This is a genomic window from Heyndrickxia sp. MSNUG (assembly GCF_049532715.1).
Taxonomy (GTDB): domain Bacteria; phylum Bacillota; class Bacilli; order Bacillales; family Cytobacillaceae; genus Mesobacillus.
Genome location: NZ_CP150978.1, coordinates 3,092,766 through 3,110,821 on the forward strand (window position 1 = coordinate 3,092,766; position 18,056 = coordinate 3,110,821).

21 protein-coding genes are annotated in these 18,056 nt (G+C 41.0%); 1 reads left to right on the forward strand and 20 read right to left on the reverse strand.

The genetic code is table 11. The features are described from left to right. Positions 1–68: 68 nt before the first annotated feature. The 14 genes from hepT to AABM38_RS15610 all read right to left on the reverse strand — a co-directional run bounded on the left by hepT (position 69) and on the right by AABM38_RS15610 (position 12,735). Complete coding sequence (gene hepT / locus AABM38_RS15545; protein WP_423407242.1) at positions 69–1,031, reverse strand: heptaprenyl diphosphate synthase component II; 963 nt, start codon at positions 1,029–1,031, stop codon at positions 69–71. Between the two features lie 341 nt (positions 1,032–1,372). Next, the gene (locus AABM38_RS15550; RefSeq protein ID WP_423407243.1) at positions 1,373–2,077 is read right to left on the reverse strand and encodes a demethylmenaquinone methyltransferase; all 705 of its coding nucleotides are present in this window, start codon (positions 2,075–2,077) and stop codon (positions 1,373–1,375) included. Positions 2,078–2,082: 5 nt separating this feature from the next. Further along, positions 2,083–2,919 carry a heptaprenyl diphosphate synthase component 1 gene (locus AABM38_RS15555; RefSeq protein ID WP_423407244.1) on the reverse strand — a complete coding sequence of 279 codons (837 nt, stop codon included), beginning with the start codon at positions 2,917–2,919 and terminating at the stop codon, positions 2,083–2,085. Positions 2,920–3,392: 473 nt separating this feature from the next. Continuing rightward, positions 3,393–3,626 carry a trp RNA-binding attenuation protein MtrB gene (gene mtrB / locus AABM38_RS15560; protein ID WP_335375701.1) on the reverse strand — a complete coding sequence of 78 codons (234 nt, stop codon included), beginning with the start codon at positions 3,624–3,626 and terminating at the stop codon, positions 3,393–3,395. A gap of 71 nt (positions 3,627–3,697) precedes the next feature. Further along, on the reverse strand, positions 3,698–4,264 hold the full coding sequence (gene folE, locus AABM38_RS15565) for a GTP cyclohydrolase I FolE (RefSeq protein WP_041965672.1): 567 nt from the start codon (positions 4,262–4,264) through the stop codon (positions 3,698–3,700). A 192-nt stretch (positions 4,265–4,456) separates the two neighbouring features. Next, positions 4,457–4,729, reverse strand: a complete 273-nt coding sequence (locus AABM38_RS15570; protein ID WP_079509561.1) for an HU family DNA-binding protein — start codon at positions 4,727–4,729, stop codon at positions 4,457–4,459. A 565-nt stretch (positions 4,730–5,294) separates the two neighbouring features. Beyond that, positions 5,295–6,773, reverse strand: a complete 1,479-nt coding sequence (gene spoIVA, locus AABM38_RS15575) for a stage IV sporulation protein A (RefSeq protein ID WP_423407245.1) — start codon at positions 6,771–6,773, stop codon at positions 5,295–5,297. A gap of 432 nt (positions 6,774–7,205) precedes the next feature. Then, positions 7,206–7,916: a hypothetical protein gene (locus AABM38_RS15580; protein WP_423407246.1), complete on the reverse strand. Its 711-nt coding sequence runs from the start codon at positions 7,914–7,916 to the stop codon at positions 7,206–7,208. A 28-nt stretch (positions 7,917–7,944) separates the two neighbouring features. Next, positions 7,945–8,145, reverse strand: a complete 201-nt coding sequence (locus AABM38_RS15585; RefSeq protein ID WP_423407247.1) for a DUF2768 domain-containing protein — start codon at positions 8,143–8,145, stop codon at positions 7,945–7,947. Positions 8,146–8,445: 300 nt separating this feature from the next. Next, complete coding sequence (locus AABM38_RS15590) at positions 8,446–9,492, reverse strand: NAD(P)H-dependent glycerol-3-phosphate dehydrogenase (RefSeq protein WP_423407248.1); 1,047 nt, start codon at positions 9,490–9,492, stop codon at positions 8,446–8,448. A 19-nt stretch (positions 9,493–9,511) separates the two neighbouring features. Continuing rightward, the gene (gene der, locus AABM38_RS15595) at positions 9,512–10,822 is read right to left on the reverse strand and encodes a ribosome biogenesis GTPase Der (RefSeq protein ID WP_335375707.1); all 1,311 of its coding nucleotides are present in this window, start codon (positions 10,820–10,822) and stop codon (positions 9,512–9,514) included. Between the two features lie 230 nt (positions 10,823–11,052). Continuing rightward, a complete protein-coding gene (locus tag AABM38_RS15600; RefSeq protein WP_423407249.1) occupies positions 11,053–11,238 on the reverse strand; it encodes a capping complex subunit for YIEGIA in 186 nt (61 codons plus the stop codon). Further along, positions 11,235–12,128, reverse strand: coding sequence for a YIEGIA family protein (locus tag AABM38_RS15605; RefSeq protein ID WP_423407250.1), 894 nt, complete (start codon positions 12,126–12,128; stop codon positions 11,235–11,237). The genes AABM38_RS15600 and AABM38_RS15605 overlap by 4 nt, the downstream gene beginning before the upstream one ends. Beyond that, the gene (locus AABM38_RS15610; RefSeq protein ID WP_423407251.1) at positions 12,121–12,735 is read right to left on the reverse strand and encodes a YphA family membrane protein; all 615 of its coding nucleotides are present in this window, start codon (positions 12,733–12,735) and stop codon (positions 12,121–12,123) included. The genes AABM38_RS15605 and AABM38_RS15610 overlap by 8 nt, the downstream gene beginning before the upstream one ends. 300 nt (positions 12,736–13,035) lie before the next feature. Here AABM38_RS15610 and AABM38_RS15615 point away from each other — a divergent pair, with 300 nt between their 5' ends. Beyond that, positions 13,036–13,179, forward strand: coding sequence for a YpzI family protein (locus AABM38_RS15615; protein ID WP_125480618.1), 144 nt, complete (start codon positions 13,036–13,038; stop codon positions 13,177–13,179). A 50-nt stretch (positions 13,180–13,229) separates the two neighbouring features. Here AABM38_RS15615 and fni read toward each other — a convergent pair whose 3' ends face one another. From fni to AABM38_RS15645, 6 genes are all read right to left on the reverse strand, one after another. Then, positions 13,230–14,279, reverse strand: coding sequence for a type 2 isopentenyl-diphosphate Delta-isomerase (fni, locus tag AABM38_RS15620; protein ID WP_423407252.1), 1,050 nt, complete (start codon positions 14,277–14,279; stop codon positions 13,230–13,232). Positions 14,280–14,294: 15 nt separating this feature from the next. Next, complete coding sequence (gene rpsA, locus AABM38_RS15625; protein WP_335375712.1) at positions 14,295–15,431, reverse strand: 30S ribosomal protein S1; 1,137 nt, start codon at positions 15,429–15,431, stop codon at positions 14,295–14,297. Between the two features lie 158 nt (positions 15,432–15,589). Beyond that, positions 15,590–16,171, reverse strand: coding sequence for a lysophospholipid acyltransferase family protein (locus AABM38_RS15630; protein WP_423407253.1), 582 nt, complete (start codon positions 16,169–16,171; stop codon positions 15,590–15,592). Positions 16,172–16,173: 2 nt separating this feature from the next. Further along, a complete protein-coding gene (gene cmk / locus AABM38_RS15635) occupies positions 16,174–16,848 on the reverse strand; it encodes a (d)CMP kinase (RefSeq protein WP_423407254.1) in 675 nt (224 codons plus the stop codon). A gap of 254 nt (positions 16,849–17,102) precedes the next feature. Further along, positions 17,103–17,285: a YpfB family protein gene (locus AABM38_RS15640; protein ID WP_335375715.1), complete on the reverse strand. Its 183-nt coding sequence runs from the start codon at positions 17,283–17,285 to the stop codon at positions 17,103–17,105. 63 nt (positions 17,286–17,348) lie between these two features. After that, positions 17,349–18,008, reverse strand: coding sequence for a flagellar brake protein (locus AABM38_RS15645; RefSeq protein WP_423407255.1), 660 nt, complete (start codon positions 18,006–18,008; stop codon positions 17,349–17,351). Between the last annotated feature and the right edge of the window lie 48 nt (positions 18,009–18,056).

An 18,056-nucleotide genomic window follows, 5' to 3' on the forward strand; every position in this document is an offset into this window, starting at 1 on the left:
TGTATGTGAACCGCTTACAAAAGCAACCCTTGAAAATAGTATCATTTTTTTGAAAAATTCGCAACTTGCTAATACTTGCGTTTTCCAATAAATTTCGCAATATCCTGCAATGATTTTTTCGCTTTGTTTGGCGGGAGTTCACCGAGAATCGACAGCGCCTTATCCAGATAGCGATCACTTAGGTTAAGAGATTTTTCAATCGCACCGGAATCCTGGATCATGTTAAGGATTTCATCAAGCTCCTGCCTATCCATATTTTCATGGACTGACATAATCTTCGTACGGATTTGCTCATCCTCCATCGCATACAAGACTGGCAGTGTGATGTTACCTTGCAGCAAATCACCGCCAGCTGGTTTTCCAAGTTCTTTTTCAGTACCTGTAAAATCCAGGACGTCATCGGTAATTTGAAAAGACATTCCAACATAGTAGCCAAATTGATATAATTTGCGGTGGTCTTTTTCCGGAACTCCTGAAACAACTGCACCAAGCTGGCAGCTGGCAGCAATCAGAAGTGCTGTCTTCCTTTTTATTCTTAGCAGGTAGTTGCGCAGGTTCTGGTCAAAATTATATTTATCTTTTATTTGCTCGATTTCCCCCACACTTAATTCGACAATCGTATCAGAAAGTATTTGGTGAGCGAGTGGATTTTCGATTTTTGTCATTAGCTCAAGTGCCCTTGCAAAAATATAATCCCCAGTGTACATGGCGATCCTGTTATCCCATTTCGCTTTGATGGTAGGCTGACCCCTGCGCAATTCAGCATCATCAATGACATCATCGTGTACGAGGGAAGCCATATGAATCAGTTCAAGTGAAACAGCAACATTCTTGATCACATTTATATCATAGTTGCCAAATTTGCCGCCAAGCAGCACGAATACAGGACGGATCCTTTTACCGCCTGCCTTAAGCAAATGCAAGCTTGCCTGCCTGAGCAGATTTGATTCCGCTTGAATTGTCTCTTCCAGTTCTTTCTCAATCAACGTTAAGTCCGAACTCAAATATGTATACAACAGTTTCATTTTCATAATATCCACCCAGCTTTTGCATCCTGTCCCGGCTCTAGTGAGGCAGCAGCCAGTCGGCTTACACAACCATAAAGTCTGCCAGGTAGGAGGGATTTTTTATGCTAGTGGGCTGTTATTTATCAATAATAAACAATCTCCCATAGCTATGTATTAAAACGTTAATTACTCTTATCGCTACCAAACTTAGTAAACCATGATATATGCATATATGATAAACCGTTCTGCAAGCTTTTTTCAACGCCTGGCAGTGCGAAAATGCACATACATCGAAAAAAGCTTAATTAAAAACAGGCTGTCCTTCCTTGCCGAGCGAATAAGAAAAGGGCAGCCATGATCGTCTATTAATGTTTTCGGCCTATATGAACAGCGGCCACACCGCCGCTATATGGTTTATATTCTACATTCACAAATCCTGCTTCAGAGAACATCCGAGCAAGTTCTTTCATGCCAGGAAAATCCTTTGCTGATTCCTGAAGCCATGAATACTCTTGATAGCTCTTAGCGAATAGCTTGCCAAACATCGGCATGATAAACCTAAAGTAAAAGCGGTACACCTCTTTGAAACCAGGCAATGTAGGCTGAGAAGTTTCAAGGCATACAGCCATCCCACCGGGTTTCAGGACCCTGTGCATTTCCCTCAGTACCTGGTTATAGTCGGGCACATTCCTTAAACCGAAACCAATTGTCACATAATCAAAACTATTATCTTCAAATGGCAGCTCCATCGCGTTGCCATGAATGAGAGTCGCTTGATCAAGTTTACGATCTATCAATTTTCCTTCGCCAATCTTCAGCATGTTTTTGCTGAAATCTAGTCCGACAACACTGCCTTCCTTGCCTGCTGCCTCTGCAAGGGCAATTGTCCAATCAGCTGTTCCGCAGCAAACATCCAGGGCTTTAGCACCTTTTGGGACATTCATTTTTTTCATTGTGTCATTACGCCATTTAATATGCTGCTGAAAGCTGATGACGGAATTCATTTGATCATAATTTTCATATATTTTTTCGAAGACACCATGAACTCGTTCTTCTTTCGATTGCTGCATTTCTTTTACCCTTCTTCCGCGAATTTTTTAGACATGGACTGATGCTGGCCAGCGATCAGCTTTAACCTGTCAGCAAGCAGGCTGTTCATTCCAGGAAGCCTGTTTAAAGCTGTATCTATCATCGTCAATGAAAATTCAATATAACGAGTACATATTGATAATAAGTATTTTTGCTGTTCATTAGATAGTTCCGTAGAGCTTTGATCCACTTTAGGCAATGCGATTTTTTTTAAGACATCAAAAACCAGCGATTTACCCGATTGGAGGAACTTTTTTTCTTCTGCAATCAATCTTTTTACAAATAGCCAGTTTGCAGTTAGATCATGCCATTCTGCAGCATGGAAGTGATCCGCGATTTTCCCAAGCAGTGTGGATTCAATCAATTTAACACTGTGCATCAATTTATCAATTGCTTCTGCTTCTTTTTGATAAACCGATATCTTATGCTCATTAATTTCCTTTACACCTGCTGCCAATTGCTTGATCATTTCAATGTCATCTGTTTCTGCAAGTAGTTTATAATAAAGGCCACTAAAATAAATGCCTGCAAGCACTGTTAATTGGCGGTTTTTATGGCTATCGTCTTCTTCACCTGATTGTGAGTTCTGAACATGCTCATGGGTATCAAGGGCAATTTGCAGGAGCATTGCGGTCACAGTATAGTTTTCAATTTGTTCCTGCTTTACTCCATACTGATCGAGTAATGATATAAGCAGCAAGATCTTATCATCATCGATATAAGGAGATTTTACATGCTCCAGCAAATAAGGATGCGAAAGTTTCTCGAGAAGAAGATCTCTGATGCCATCTAATTTGTTTTGTAAGTCTAGCAAATAAATCACCCTTGTTCCCCTTATTTAAATTGGATTGCCGGCAGCGGGCCGAAATTGTCGAATTAAGAAAAGCGCAAGCGCCTTGTAAAAGGAACGGCGGCTAACTACGCCACGTCCTGTGGCAACGCCGCCGTCAGCACATCCTGTGCATGCCCGACAAGCGCTGGCCGACTAAAACCGCCACGTCCTGTGGCAACGTCGGCACTAGGACATCGTGTCCGTCGAAGGGCCGACCGGTGAAGTCGTTATTTGACTTCATCGGGCGGACCGAAGCGACTCGAGGGGCTAGGCGCTGGAGCTAGACAAAAATAAAACAGACATAAAAAAAGCGCCTATATAACTTGTTTGCAGTTGTACCGAACATTCCAAGGCAGTGACAATTATATCATAAATGATATTAACATGGACGTGATATTATAAATTAAAAGCCAGTTACCGTAAAATGAGCGTATTTTGTAACAAATTAGTTAAAGATAGACTATTTATCTCTTTTCGCTTTCAATTTCTCCAAACGGTGTCACGATTTTGGCATGCCCTCTGATTTTGATTGCAGATGTATGCTCTGTAAACTGTGCGATCATGACCTCACCTTTATCAAGCTTTTCAGAATGATGGAAACGAGTATCCGTTCCTCTTGTAAGCCCAATCACATTCACTCCATCTTCAATAGCCTTTATTACTACGTAATCCGTGTTTACACTTGGTTTCTTATCCATTATTATCCCCCTTACAGGAAAAATAAAGCATCAAAAGGCTAAAAGAATTACTTTTAGCCATGATTACCATTTTAACCTTTAATCAATGACAGGATTTCTGCACGAGCGTTTACATCTTCAGCCAAAGTACCGCGTACAGCAGAAGTTACCGTTTTCGAGCCCGGCTTCTTGACCCCTCTCATTGTCATACACATATGTTCTGCTTCGACAACAACCATCACTCCATGAGGGTCAAGCTTTTCCATAATCGAATTGGCAATTGTGGACGTAATCCTCTCTTGAAGCTGCGGTCTTTTTGCTACTGCTTCAACCGCCCTGGCAAGCTTGCTTAGCCCTGTCACCTTTCCGCCTCTTGGAATGTATGCAACGTGTGCCTTTCCGAAGAATGGGACCAAGTGATGTTCACACATAGAGTAAAACGGGATATCCTTAACCAGTACTAGTTCCTCATGATCCTCACCAAAAATTGTTTCGAAATATTCCTTCGGATCCTGGTTCAAGCCGGAGAAAACTTCTTCATACATTTTGGCTACACGTTTGGGTGTATCAAGCAATCCTTCACGGTTTGGATCCTCGCCTACTGCTTCTAATATTAAACGTACCGCTTCTTCAATCTGGGCACGATTGACGTTCGACATCTGCATTTCCTCCTATGTCAATAAATCTGATTATAATCGCGCATATTAATTAAGCTATTTGATTATAATATTTTCATCTTAGCATATCCATTTCAGTCCAAGCAAAAACTTTCCCTTTCGCAGGCAAACAAAAAAGGCCGCGATCAGGTCGCGGCCTTTTGCTTAAGCATACGCTCAGTGCGTCGTATGTAATTATTTCACTGCATCCTTAAGCGCTTTGCCAGGTTTGAAAGCAGGCACCTTGCTTGCAGAGATTTCGATTTCGTCGCCAGTTTGTGGATTGCGGCCTTTACGGGCAGCGCGCTCACGTACTTCGAAGTTACCAAAACCGATTAATTGTACTTTGTCCCCATCTTTTAATGCATTTAAGATTGAATCAAAAACAGCGTCAACTGCTTTTGTTGCATCCTTTTTAGAAAGCTCACCAGCTTCTGCAACTGCATTGATAAGTTCTGTTTTGTTCATGCCATTCACCTCCTCCCAAAGATATCCCATTGCTCAGAAAAAAAGCATTGTACTACATTTCTAAACAAAACAAATGAATTCTATACGTTGCATGAAGATTTTATTCGCACAGGTCGTAAAAAACCGTGAAAATGAAATCAATTTGCCTTAAATCCTTATTATATAAGGGTTTTAAAGCAACAACGCTAATTCTGTTAAAAGATTATCACAATGTATTCTTCTTATCAAGATAATTTCAAGAAATAATGGGAATCTTTTCATCTTTGAAACATAATTGTAATAAGTTAACCCTTTTTACTTACCCCGTCGAAAATAATTCAAACATTTAATCTAAATTTAAAGGCCAAAAAAATCAAACAACGATTTCTGCTCCAGGCTACCCCTTTCCTCGGGACTTCCATTGATCCCGCAGTAGAAAAATACCCTCCACTCCAATCAGCAGTTATTAAAATCACAATTGATATTTAACACAGCCGTAATGAAGATTAAATCGTAAAAAAACTTAAATCAACTAAGGGCATTTTCTCCGTAAATAAAAACAAAAAGACTCCCATGAGGAGTCCAATTATAAAATGATTGCAATTAATCCGCCAGATCCTTCGTTTATGATTCGTTCCAGCGTTTCTTTTAATTTATAACGTGCATTTTCAGGCATTAGGCTCAGCTTGGCTGAAATACCTTCACGCACAATTGAGCTTAAGCTTCTGCCAAAGATATCTGAATTCCAAATGGACAGTGGATCATCCTCGAAGTCTTGCATTAAATATCGAACAAGCTCTTCACTTTGCTTCTCTGTGCCAATGATTGGCGAAAATTCTGACTCGACATCTACTTTAATCATATGGATTGATGGTGCTACAGCCCTCAAACGGACTCCAAACCTGGATCCCTGACGAATGATTTCCGGCTCTTCCAGGCTCATATCAGACAGTGACGGAGAAGCGATTCCGTATCCTGTTTGTTTAACCATTTTAAGAGCATCTGAAATCTGGTCAAATTCTGCCTTGGCATATGCGAATTCCTGCATTAGCTCAAGGAGGTGATCCTTACCGCGAATTTCCACTCCTACTATTTCTTTGAGGATTTCATCGTATAGGTCATCAGGAGCATACAAATCAATCTCAGCCACTCCCTGGCCCATTTCAATACCGGCTAGGCCAGCACGGTCAATGAACTCGAAATCACTGAATTGATGGACAACTCTGTCGACATCTCTCAGCCTTTTAATGTCTTTAACTGTTTCTTTCACTGCTTCTTGATAGCTTTCACGCAGCCAGTGATTTTCACGAAGCACCATTACCCAGCTAGGAAGATTGACGTTCACTTCAAGGACAGGGAACTCATATAGTGCTTCTCTCATTACATTGAGTACATCAGATTCTCTCATGCTCTCAACACTCATTGCGAGCACTGGAATATCATATTTATCAGCTAGCTGAGCTCTCAATGTCTCTGTATGCGGATGGTAAGGCTGGGCACTGTTGATCACAATGATGAACGGCTTACCAACTTCCTTTAGTTCTTCAATTACTCTTTCTTCCGCTTCGATATAGTCCTGTCTTGGGATTTCCCCAATTGTCCCATCTGTTGTGATTACAACTCCAAGAGTAGAATGCTCTTGAATAACCTTCCTTGTTCCAATTTCTGCAGCTTCGTGGAATGGAATTGGTTCTTCATACCAAGGTGTATTGATCATTCTTGGGCCATTCTCATCCTCATAACCCTTCGCTCCAGGAACGGTGTAGCCAACACAATCTACGAGCCTGATATTGACATCCAGGCCTTCATCCACGTGCACGGATGCTGCCTGGTTAGGCACAAACTTCGGCTCAGTCGTCATAATAGTTTTACCTGCGGCGCTTTGAGGCAATTCATCTAGCGCCCTTGCCCTGTCTGCCTCATTATTAATATTAGGTAAAACCACCAGCTCCATAAATTTTTTGATAAAAGTGGATTTGCCAGTACGCACCGCACCAACAACACCCAGGTAAATATCGCCGCCAGTCCTCTCGGCAATATCCTTAAAAATATCTACCTTTTCCAAGTGATCCCCTCCCGATCATAGAGTTAGTGGGAATAATATCATCCAAATTAGTAATCTGGGACAGTATATATTTATGATGTTGTCCTATATCGATATGACAATTATTTATTTTTTTACCTCCTTATTTTTTATTCACAAACAAAAGACTTCTAAGTGTCCTTTTATGAGAACAGTTGATTTCTTTTAAGACAAAGGCTCTATTAAACACGGCTGTTGATTTTCGTTCCAGGCGCTTCGCTTTCCGCGGGGCTGGCGCTGAGCCTCCTCGTCGCTTCGCTCCTGCGGGGTCTCACCTGTCCAGCTCAGCCCGCAGGAGTCTACGCGCCTTCCACTACAATCAACAGGGTTTAAAAATCAACATTCAGCTTTAACTGAGCCAAGACAAAAAAAAACCCTTCTTCTACAATATATTTTGCAGAAAAAGGGTTATGACTATTTCTCTAAAAAGATTGGTTCACTCGTGCTCTTATCAATAGTGTATGGATGTGAATACGCAGGTACAAACATCGATTCGTTTACTAGGATATGACGGATATCTTCGCCCTCTTTCAGATCAAGCTTTGTTGATTTAATCGCCTGATAAAGATCACTCCTGTAATCAACGAAGATTTCTCCATCAGTCGATATGATGAAATGAAGGTTTTGGTTAGTAAAAGGGCTGGTTGCAACAGGTTCTTGTTTATAGCCGATCTTTTTAAAATCCAGCGTATAAATATTATCCGCTATTTGATGTTTGAAGGGCGGATAACCGTTCGCTTCAATTCTCATTTTGATTTCACGGATGGTTTCTGCAATTCGTAAATCCAGCAATTTAACCGTAGGGTTTTCCTCAACATCAACGAGGACATATTGGAATACACCACCGTTTTCATATGCATTTCCTGGCGGTTCAGATAAATATTTAGGTACAATTTTTTTAAACTCTATAGGATACTTTTGATAGATTGGTGTCTCAGCATCCCTTGTTTTAATTGGCAAAATACCGCCATTCGCTTCCTGAAATTGTTTCACAGCTGACTGTACACTGTCCATTTGATCTTTATAAGGAACTTGATTCTGAACAAGTTTTTCTTCCGGATACATGCAGCCTGTCAATGTTATCAAAACAAGGATGAATGGCAGAAAGAAACGGAATTTATTCATTAATACCAACCCTTTAATCCTATGTATTTTATTCGCTCGTCGGGCCGCTGAATACAACAAAAAAGATAATCAGCCCAGCAGTGATCATTAACAAATAGGCAATGACCGCCGTAACAACCTTAAAGAAACCTTTTAGCTTAAATCTGCTCAAATAAATCGCAAGCAATGAGGCAATCATACAGCCCATGCCAATAAAAGATACATACATCTTTAATAATGCCGGTGACAAAATAAACCCCTCCCTTTTCCGAGAAGTATTATAACATAAGCGGTGATCAAATTAATATTCCTAAAATACTTTAATTAAAGCATTCAACACGGCACTTGTATAGGCACCATTGATCTTTTGACATAAAAAAAGCTGAAGTAAAGAAGGGGCGGACAACTTTACCTCAGCCTATATTGACTAAATACCCTATCACCCAGTTCAAACCACCAGTTTGCTTCGATGCATTTTATGCAAACAAAAAGGAAATCGCATCCTCGAATGCCTATTTTAACAATATTATTCTTCGAAAAATTTTTCTGATCAGTTTTTTCCGCCAAGAATGTCAGCTAAATCTTCCATTTCATGTGTTTTCTGCCTGGACATTAAATCGTCTACCGCGTCCTTTGGGTTAACACCATTGAACAGGATGTTATAAAGCGCATTTGTTATAGGCATATTCACGTTATACTTTTCAGCCAGCTGGTGTGCAGCCTTGGTTGTCCTTACACCCTCAACAACCATTCCCATATTCTCAAGGACCTCATCGAGGTTTTGCCCCTTGCCGAGCAGGTTACCCGCCCGCCAGTTGCGTGAGTGGACGCTTGTACACGTCACAATTAAATCCCCAATTCCCGTTAAACCTGAAAAAGTCAAAGGACTCGCACCCATCTTCACTCCCAGGCGTGCTATTTCCGCAAGCCCCCTAGTGATCAGGGCAGCTTTAGCGTTATCGCCATAGCCAAGACCATCGGAGATACCAGCTGCTAAAGCAATGATGTTTTTCAGGGCCCCGCCAATCTCGACACCTATTAAATCAGGGTTAGTGTATACTCTGAAATTATTGTTGATAAATAAATCCTGGATTTTTTCAGCAGACTCCATAACTTTTGAAGACACCGTAACCGTGGTTGGATGACGCAGACTGACTTCTTCAGCATGACTCGGGCCAGAAAGCACCACAACACTTTCAAGCAACTCGGCTGGCATTTCCTCTTCAATCATTTCAGATATACGCAGCAAGGAATCGGGTTCTATCCCTTTGCTTACATGGACAATCAGAAATGAATTGGCGTGGACATCTGTCATTTTCCTTATTACTTCACGAATCGCCTTTGTTGGAACCGCCATAATGACAGTTTTTACCCCAGTTAATGCCTCTTGAAGTGAAGAATATCCAATGATGGTTGCAGGCAGTGTAATTTCGGGAAGATACTTTTTATTGGTATGCCGCTGATTGATTTCGTCTATTTGGACAGGATTTTGCCCCCATAGCCGAACTTCATGTCCATTGTCAGCAAGGACCATTGCCAATGCTGTACCCCAGCTTCCGGCACCGAGGACAGCAATTTTCTCTCTCTTCCGTTCCATTTAAACCACAACCTTTTTATTATTTTCTTTCTCTGGCAAAAATCTTAATCGGAGTACCTGTAAAATCAAAGGCATCCCGAATCCTGTTTTCAAGGAAGCGCTCATAAGAAAAATGCAATAACTCAGGTTCATTGACAAATACAACAAATGTCGGCGGCTTAGTTGATACTTGTGTAGCATAGTAAATTTTAAGCCTCTTGCCTTTATCTGAAGGCGTTGGATTCATTGCGACAGCATCCATGATCACTTCATTCAGGATGTTAGTCTGGACCCTCATCGCATGGTTTTCACTAGCCAAATCGATCATCGGCATCAATGTATGGATACGCTTCTTCGTTTTAGCCGATAAGAAAACAATCGGTGCATAGCTTAAAAATTGGAAATGAGCGCGAATCTTTTCCTCAAATTCCTTCATTGTTTTTTCATCTTTTTCAATGGCATCCCATTTATTGACGACAATGATAACAGCTCGTCCAGCTTCTTCAGCATAACCTGCAATATGCTTATCCTGCTCGATTATACCTTCTTCTGCATTGATGACAATTAGAACAACATCTGAACGCTCAATTGCCCTTAAAGCTCTTAAAACACTGTATTTCTCGGTTGTTTCATATACCTTGCCCTTTTTTCTCATACCAGCAGTATCAATAATAAGATATTTTTGCCCATTATACGTTACCTGAGAGTCAATCGCATCCCTTGTCGTTCCAGCGATATCACTGACAATGACACGTTCCTCGCCGAGGATGGCATTCACTAACGAGGATTTCCCAACGTTCGGACGTCCAATCAAAGAGAATTTAATCGCATCTTTATCATAGTCATCATCCTTTGGATTTGGGAAATGTTTTGCCGCCTCATCAAGCAAATCCCCTAGTCCAAGGCCATGTGAGCCTGAGATCGGAAAAGGTTCGCCAAACCCTAGAGCGTAAAAGTCATAAATCATATCTCTCATTTCAGGATTGTCAATTTTATTGACTGCCAGCACTACTGGCTTATTCGAGCGGTAAAGGATTTTCGCCACTTCTTCATCAGCAGAAGTGACACCTTCTCTTCCGTTCACTAGGAAGATAATTACATCTGCTTCATCAATTGCAATTTCAGCCTGCTGGCGGATTTGATCCAGGAAAGGTTCGTCTCCTAAGTCAATTCCTCCAGTGTCAATAATGTTAAAATCATGCGTCAGCCATTCAGCTGAACTGTATATACGATCCCTTGTTACTCCAGGAATATCTTCAACGATCGAAATACGTTCACCAACGATTCGGTTAAAAATCGTAGACTTGCCGACATTCGGACGCCCAACGATAGCGATCACTGGTTTCGTCATGAACATCACCCTTTCAAATTCTATTAATGCAGGTCATAGACCTGGCCATAACAATTTCAAACTTCACAGGTTCTCATCATTAGTTAAGGCTCATCCTTTTTCGCTTCCTGGTAGACACAGTCAGCCCGGGGAAACAGCCTTATAAAATAAACCCTTCTTAATATACAGAAGGGTCTGGCTTAATCAGTTTATCAAAAGATGCCGTAAACAGGCAATGAAAACATTTCCTGTCAATGTTTCACAATGATAAAAAGCTCCTCTGTGAGCGCGTGTGCAATTCCATCAAGAATAGCTTCAAGGTTCGCTGCTACAGTTTCCATCTCTTCTTTCGTATCACAATGGAACACGGCCGTTCCTGATGGTGCTTTCTTTGGGTTTGTAGTGATGACGGCAAGTATAAGCTTCTCTATCATCATTTCCCCCCACCTCCTGCAGTACTCTTCTTCTCAGAAGGCATCCTGATTGCATTTTCCAGGGTAGGAACATCACCAATGACACAAATTGCCCTTTCGATATTCCGTTCTTGAGGCAGAACGAATATCCCAACTCTCCCATCATCTAAATCCCTCTTTGCCAGCGGCACAAGCGCAGGAGTTCCAGAATCGCGGTACACTCCAAGTGCTGTGGACAAATCATGAAGTACCGCTTGTCTCTGGCCAAGATTTGCGATTGTGGAACGTGCATTCATATTTTTCGGTTTTAGAATAAATCCCATTCCGTAACTAAGCACTTCCTTTTGCCGTTCAGGAAGACCTATGTTCATAATGTAAATATTATCCACATATAGTCCCGCACCCTCGAATCTCGGTTCAACATATTCAATCTCAACAATATCTTTCAGCTTTCCACCAGACATTAGCAGTTTGCAAATAAAGACTGCCACAATCGCACCGATTATTCCTGCCCAAATATTGATTAGAAGGTAAGCAAGCGTGCTGACAAGAGAAGTAAATATAACAAGATAATTCCTGCTTTCAAAAGCGATTGCAATCCCCTCAATATATGTCTTGCCTCTAGAAACAAGCTCATAGCTGTCTAGTTCAGTGAGGGTATTCCTCTCCATATTCCTCACTTCCCTGAACTGTGAAGCTGCGAGTGTCAAAAAGGTGATTGCCGTAAATTCTTCTTCCATAATGGCTGGTCCCGCAACAGTACCAAGCCCTGCAGCAATAAAACCAAGTGCAACATGGATGATCTTGCCATGCAAATATGTTGGGTATTGACGATAATCTGTCCGAAGCATAAAAAGCCTCGCGAGTGTTCCCGTCGCAATCCCGAAAACGATAGGCAATGTGTATTCATTCATGCAGTTTTTGTTCCTCCCGTTCAGCTTGATTAAGCGTACTCCTAGACATAATACCTATCGCCATTTCAAAACCTGACCAAGTTATCAGCATAGCTAAAGAAATGATCAGAATATCCATAAAGGCTAAAGATGATATTGAATAAGGAAAGTTAAATTGCCAAAGGATCATTGAGTAAAGTATTTCTCCTTGCAAAAATCCTGAAATCAATGCCAAACCCCGATTGTATTTGTGCTTCTGTAGTAAGAGTGCAAGATAAAAGCCAATTGCCGCAATCATGATTTTTCTGTCAAATAGAACCCAGACCGGATCATACAATTCAAAAAGCAAAAAACTTGTATATGCCAGCATGATAATGAATGAAGAAAGGTATAAATAAAGAAATGATCCTTTCTTCTTCTTCCTTGTCTCTATAAATAAGAACATGGCAATTGAAAATGCAGAAAGGTGCAAATCAAAAATAAACAAATGAATCTTATATGGTGCAGCTACAATGACTGCCAAAAGCCAGAAAGCCAATTTCATCCTAGCGGGATTTTTCTTATCCATAAAAAAGGTAGCCCAAATCCACGCCATCCATGCCAGCCAATAAAAATATAGACCCTCCATTATTCCCCTCCTATCATTTCCATTATGGCAATTGCTTATGTAAATTAATCTTTTTTGCATAAACTTTTTGCACTGTCCCATGTTAAGAAAAGGGGAATCGTTTTGAAGGTTTGCGGGGTTGCTTTCAAATCCTGGGGAACTGGTCAGGACTCCTCTTCTTTTAAGCTTATTTATCCTTGCTGCTGAACCTTAACTGGTTCATAGGTGCAGTATTGTACAAAAGACAGGCACACGTTGGGAGCCTGCCGTAATAATGGCATTTGAGTTTCATTCTAACCACACATTGTCGGAGGTGTAAAAATGGGAAGAGACAGACAGGAAAAGAAGTTAAAGAAAAGCGGACGCGTGGAATCAGATCGTGACCAGGCATTGCATTACCCAGGAGCAACTAAATTGCAGAGCCCTGAAGAAGCAAGATCTTTAAATGATGGTAAGTATAGCTGAATAGCGTAAATATTTAAGAACCCTGCAGAAGTCTGCAGGGTTCTTTACATTCAGCGCTGGCTAAACGTTTTCGTATCAATTCCTCTTTGTTCAAGCCAATGGTATGTATCCCCAGAAATCACTAGAGGAATGTCTCTGACCTCTTCAATTGTACTCGCACCCAGAGCGGCCATAATCATTGAAATCTCCGTTTTTATTAATAGAATTTCCTCAATAAGGCTTTCCGTCCCGTTTTCAAGCAGGACTTTAAGCAAATAACCTGCTAATGCCGTCGCATCTGCGCCCAAAGAAAGAGCTTTTACAATTTCTGCGCTACTTTGTAATCCACCCGATGCAATCAAAGAAATTTCCGGTGCAGCTGCTTTACATTCGATAAGTGAAGCGGCAGTTGGTATGCCCCAATTCTCAAAAAAAGTCAGCATTCGGTCCCTGCGTTTGTTTTCAATTGCAGCGAAGTTCGTGCCTCCATAACCGCCAATATCAATATTGCGTATGCCTGAGGAAGCAAGTTCAAAAGCAGTTTCGGCACTCATACCGAATCCAACCTCTTTAACAATTACAGGAACTCCGAGCCTTTGCTCAATCTCCATAATTCGCTGCAAAGCCCCCTGAAAATCACTGTCACCCTCAGGCATGGTCAATTCCTGAATGACATTCAGGTGAATTTGGATACCGTTAGCTTCAATCATATCAACTGCAGTTATTGCCTGGTCTACCGTTGCTTCACTGCCCAGATTAGCGAGAATAATCCCATCTGGATGCATTTCTCTTACTACCTCATAAGTCCTGCGTTCTGCAGGATCTTTCAAGGCAGCCATTTGTGATCCTACTGCAATAGCAGAACCAGTCTCCTTTGCAGCAATTGCAAGTTCACGGTTAATTCGATAGGTTCTTTCTCCGCCGCCGCCTGTCATTGCGTTGATAAAAATTGGCGAACTTAATGAAAGTCCGCCAACTTGAGTCTGCAAATTTATTAATGCTAGATTGGTATCAGGCAAGCTTTGGTGAACAAACTTAATATCGTCAAAACCAGTAAGCCGTTTTTGGCCTGTCTCAAGGGCATATTGAATATGGTCCCATTTCCTTTTTGATCTTGACACTATTTATCACCATTATTATTTTAGATTCTTTAGCTTGTCACCGATCATATCACCTAAACTGAAACCTTTTGATTCCTCTGGAAGTTCGTAGTCAAAAGCTTCATTGCTTTCTCTTTCTTCAAACTCCTTCATGCTAAGTGACAATCTTTGATCAGCTTTATTTGCTTCAAGCACCTTCACCTTAACAGTCTGTCCTTCTTTCAGAACTTCATGCGGAGTGCCGATATGTTTATGTGAAATTTGTGAGATGTGGACGAGACCTTCCACTCCCGGGAATACTTCTACAAACGCTCCATATGATACGAGACGTTTGACAGTACCTTCGAGGGTGCTTCCTTTTGGAGCTTTTTCCTCGATGTCAGCCCATGGTCCAGGCAGCGTCTCTTTAATAGATAATGAAATCCGCTCATTGTCCCGGTCAACGCTCAATACCTTAACCTGAACTTTCTGGCCTTCCTCAACGACGTCAGATGGCTTTTCAACATGCTCGTGTGAAAGCTGTGAAATATGAACAAGTCCATCGACACCGCCAATATCAACAAATGCGCCAAAATCAGTGATTCTTTGTACAGTTCCTTCAATTACCTGTCCAGCTTGGATTGCGGAAAGCAGGTCCTGTTTTTTCTTTCCTTGTTCCTGTTCCACAACCGCACGGTGAGAAAGAATCAGGCGATTTTTTTCCTGCTCAAGCTCAACAATTTTAAAGCTGAGCGTTTTACCCTTATAATCCGAGAAGTCCTCTACAAAGTGTGATTCAACTAGTGATGCAGGCACAAAACCGCGTACGCCCAAGTCAACAACCAGGCCGCCTTTCACAACGTCCTTAACCTCTGCTTCAAAAACCTCGCCACTTTCAAATTTCCCTTTAAGCTGATCCCATGCTTTTTCTGCATCTACTTTTCTCTTTGAAAGGATCAATGCTTCTTCTTCAACCTTCTGGACTTCAAGCTCCAATACATCGCCAACAGATACTGCATCTTCAGCCTTTTCCACGTGTAGACTTGATAGCTCGCTGATAGGAATGATTCCATCTAGTTTACTGCCCTCAATGTCAACAAGGACTTGCTTTTCTTCTACTTTGGTTACCTGGCCTTTGACACGGTCACCATTTTCAAAATTTTTAACCTCGATTTGATTCATATCTTCTGACATATGTACTCCTCCTTAATCCATGACTGCTGCAAATTTATGCTTTTGTGGCGGCTTCACCACTTTGAAAAACAACATAATTAAACTACTAAGTGAAAATTCTAAAAATATCTCTTCTTAATAACTTCTTACAAACAGGCATTTTTGTCAAGCAAGAAACATTACTTATATTGTGTTATCAGCTTTTGGATTTCACTCATAATCAAGTCGGTTGCCTGTTCAGCATTCACCTTGTTAGCCCTGACAGAATCCATATCAATTGGCTTTCCGTATACTACTCTTAATTTAGTAAATGCTTTGTACGGGCCGATGATCGCACAAGGCACAACATAGGCTTCTGACCTTAGAGCAAAGAAGCCTGCTCCTGCAAGTCCCTTGCCCATTTCACCTGTCTTGCTTCTTGTTCCCTCTGGAAACAATCCTAAAACCTTTCCCTCTTTTAAAATTCCAAGTCCTTTTCTTAATGCTTCCCTGTCACTCATTCCCCTTTTTACAGGAAACGCATTAACCTTACTTACAATTTTCCCAAGTACGGGTACTGAGAAAAGTTCATCCTTTGCCATGAAATGAACCGGTCGTGTTGCCGTGATTCCTACAACGGGAGGGTCAAGGTTAGCAATATGGTTAGCACAGAGAAGAACTCCTCCTTCTGAAGGAATGTTCTCCTTTCCTATAACCTCAATACGGTAAATTGGTTTGAGTAAGGCATTTACAACTGATCTAGCAAATGAATAAAACGTCAATGTCACCCGATCCTTTCAAGCGCCAATTCCATTATTTTTTCAACCACATCTGATATTGACAATGATGTGGTATCGATTACTACCGCATCATCTGCCTTTTTCAATGGTGCAACCTCGCGCTCAGAATCAATTTTATCCCGTGCGGAAATCTCAGCTTTCAACTGTTCCAAATCTGACTGAAATCCCTTCTGGGTATTCTCGGCATGCCTTCTCTGGGCTCTTTCCTCCACACTTGCCAGAAGGAACACTTTTACTTCAGCATTCGGAAGTACATGAGTACCGATGTCCCTGCCATCCATCACTACTCCGCCGTCTTTCGCAAACATTTGCTGCCGTTTCACCATTTCTTTCCTAACCTGCTCATGGATTGAAGCATACGATACTTGATTAGTCACCTCCGCAGTTCTGATTTCGCGAGAGACCTCGATTCCATCAAGTACAACTTTTTGCCCCGCTTCTCCTGGGAAAAGTTCAATAGCAGTATCATTCAAAAGACTGATCAAGTCTGTTTCATCATTTAAGCTGACGCCTTCTTTTAATGCCTTATATGTAAGTGCACGGTACATAGCCCCTGTGTCAATGTATACATATGCAAGTTTTTCGGCTACAATTTTCGCAACCGTACTTTTCCCCGCTGCTGCAGGCCCGTCAATAGCAATAGAAATTCGTTTACTCATATTTCCTCCTGGTACAATCAATGTTGTTGCAATATATTTTCTCTTTTATTTTAACACAAAATTTAATTATTCCTCTTTAATCATTTCATTTTTTAGTGAACAAACCGAATTTAAATTATGTAAATTGATAGAACGATTCAGCTTATCTGTCTAAACAGCGTCAACATTTAAATAATACACATCGATGTTAGATTCGCCGATTCCTTTTTTAACGATCCACATTTCCAAATAAAAAAAGCAGGCATAAGAATCGCCTACTCTTTGCTTCGTATTGAATTCAAGACCTCTGAGTGATTATCGTCAGTTACGCCTTCATATTGGGTAATTTGTTTTAGCTCTGGAAATGCATTGAATTCATGAAAAAACAACTGGGCAATAATTAAAAAGACAAACTGTATAATAGCAATCTTAATTAATATTCTTTCAAATGACTTCATATCTTTTGCTCCTGCAGCTATTTTTCTTTTAGTATAGGAACAAAAGTTAAAAATTATTCGTATTTAGACTGGAAGCCCTTTCTTTTTCATAGCTAGCTGCCTTTCAAAGCAAAATCGCAAAAGCATCTGTCGTTCCGTTCCAGTAGCCTCGCTAAATTGTACAGACGCTTTATTCATGGGTCCTTGCCCTTGAATGATGCGGATTATCTCACCACGGAATTTCCTGTATTCATATTCTCCACTTTGCATAGGAAGGACAAACCAGCATTCAATCTTCATCCCTGGCTTCAAACTGCTATTTTTGCCAATGAGCAACGCAGCACCACCTGCACTGATATCATCAGTAACTGTCGTGAATGGAGCGAATTCACCATTAATCGAATGCACCGCAACATCTACGGACGTTTCAACGCGTACATATTGCCTGCGCTGAATTTTGATCAGATGGTCTTTTCCAGGATAAGATAGTACGACCATTGGAATGTTCTGCTTAACCCTTCCTTTGACGTCTGTCTCAAAGTAGAAGTGAGAACCCGATTCAGTGACAAAATTCGCCTTTAATGGCGTTCCTTCTAAAAGAAAAACGGTCCTGTTCGTGTTCATGTTAACAGGATAATCAATATAAAGGTCACTGCCTTTTTGTTCTACCAATTTACATTTATACTGCTCTAAATTTTCTGAGTATTTATGCTCGAGGATTATTATATCGCCGATTTTAATCATTGCTAGCCACTTCCCCACATGTTTTTCCCTATGTCTGTTAAAATTGTT

Bases quoted from the DNA above. Each gene is read 5' to 3' on its own strand.
- hepT (WP_423407242.1), bottom strand. From the start codon at position 1,031: ATGAAAATGAAACTGTTGTATACATATTTGAGTTCGGACTTAACGTTG.
- AABM38_RS15550 (WP_423407243.1), bottom strand. From the start codon at position 2,077: ATGCAGCAATCGAAAGAAGAACGAGTTCATGGTGTCTTCGAAAAAATA.
- mtrB (WP_335375701.1), bottom strand. From the start codon at position 3,626: ATGGATAAGAAACCAAGTGTAAACACGGATTACGTAGTAATAAAGGCT.
- folE (WP_041965672.1), bottom strand. From the start codon at position 4,264: ATGTCGAACGTCAATCGTGCCCAGATTGAAGAAGCGGTACGTTTAATA.
- AABM38_RS15570 (WP_079509561.1), bottom strand. From the start codon at position 4,729: ATGAACAAAACAGAACTTATCAATGCAGTTGCAGAAGCTGGTGAGCTT.
- AABM38_RS15580 (WP_423407246.1), bottom strand. From the start codon at position 7,916: ATGAATAAATTCCGTTTCTTTCTGCCATTCATCCTTGTTTTGATAACA.
- AABM38_RS15590 (WP_423407248.1), bottom strand. From the start codon at position 9,492: ATGGAACGGAAGAGAGAGAAAATTGCTGTCCTCGGTGCCGGAAGCTGG.
- der (WP_335375707.1), bottom strand. From the start codon at position 10,822: ATGACGAAACCAGTGATCGCTATCGTTGGGCGTCCGAATGTCGGCAAG.
- AABM38_RS15600 (WP_423407249.1), bottom strand. From the start codon at position 11,238: ATGATGATAGAGAAGCTTATACTTGCCGTCATCACTACAAACCCAAAG.
- AABM38_RS15605 (WP_423407250.1), bottom strand. From the start codon at position 12,128: ATGAATGAATACACATTGCCTATCGTTTTCGGGATTGCGACGGGAACA.
- AABM38_RS15610 (WP_423407251.1), bottom strand. From the start codon at position 12,735: ATGGAGGGTCTATATTTTTATTGGCTGGCATGGATGGCGTGGATTTGG.
- AABM38_RS15615 (WP_125480618.1), top strand. From the start codon at position 13,036: ATGGGAAGAGACAGACAGGAAAAGAAGTTAAAGAAAAGCGGACGCGTG.
- rpsA (WP_335375712.1), bottom strand. From the start codon at position 15,431: ATGTCAGAAGATATGAATCAAATCGAGGTTAAAAATTTTGAAAATGGT.
- cmk (WP_423407254.1), bottom strand. From the start codon at position 16,848: ATGAGTAAACGAATTTCTATTGCTATTGACGGGCCTGCAGCAGCGGGG.
- AABM38_RS15640 (WP_335375715.1), bottom strand. From the start codon at position 17,285: ATGAAGTCATTTGAAAGAATATTAATTAAGATTGCTATTATACAGTTT.
- AABM38_RS15645 (WP_423407255.1), bottom strand. From the start codon at position 18,008: ATGATTAAAATCGGCGATATAATAATCCTCGAGCATAAATACTCAGAA.